Source organism: Neobacillus drentensis (assembly GCF_036965645.1).
In the GTDB taxonomy this organism is placed as follows: domain Bacteria; phylum Bacillota; class Bacilli; order Bacillales; family Cytobacillaceae; genus Neobacillus; species Neobacillus drentensis_D.
In genome coordinates, this window is sequence record NZ_JBALPZ010000032.1 from 33,349 (window position 1) to 33,985 (window position 637).

The following is a 637-nucleotide window of genomic DNA, read 5'->3' on the forward strand; positions in this document are numbered from 1 at the left end:
CTTCCGCTTTTCTTATGATAAATAACTGGCAATACCTAATAGTAGGGTTGAGGCCAACATGGCAAAAAGCATGAGATAGACAATAATTTTTCTGGTTTTCTTTTTAGACAATTTTTCAGTACCTCCCTCTACTTCTATATGCTTTAATCTTATTTTACTAGGAAAAGCCCAAATGAACAACGGAACTACTAAGCAAAATAGGAAGGATTTATGAATTATTTAACGAATATGGTAATTGTCTGATTTATTTTAATTTTGGAACAGAGGGGAAAAACATGATTAAAAAAATCGACCATATTGGAATAGCTGTAAAGTCACTTGAAAGTACGCTGCCATTTTATACGGATGTGTTAAAGCTTTCTTTATTGGGAATTGAAGAGGTTGACAGCCAAATGGTTAAAGTGGCTTTTCTGAAAGCAGGAGAGACCAAAATAGAACTTCTAGAACCTACATCAGAGGAAAGTCCAATCGCAGGATTTATTGCTAAACGCGGTGAAGGAATTCACCATGTGGCCCTTGGGGTGACATCAATTGAAGATAGGATAGCCGAAATGAAGGATCAGGGGATTCGAATGATTGATGACCAGCCCAGACTAGGGGCAGGAGGGGCACAAATCGCTTTCATGCACCCAAAATC

Annotated in this window: 2 protein-coding genes; one reads left to right on the plus strand and one right to left on the minus strand. The window is 38.0% G+C overall.

What is annotated here, in order from left to right; translation table 11 throughout:
• Positions 1-12: 12 nt before the first annotated feature.
• Complete coding sequence (gene prli42 / locus V7266_RS05830) at positions 13-180, minus strand: stressosome-associated protein Prli42 (protein ID WP_335466585.1); 168 nt, start codon at positions 178-180, stop codon at positions 13-15.
• A gap of 95 nt (positions 181-275) precedes the next feature.
• On the opposite strand from prli42, the gene mce reads away from it, so the two are divergent.
• On the plus strand, positions 276-637 hold a 362-nt coding region (gene mce / locus V7266_RS05835; RefSeq protein WP_335466587.1), incomplete at its 3' end, for a methylmalonyl-CoA epimerase.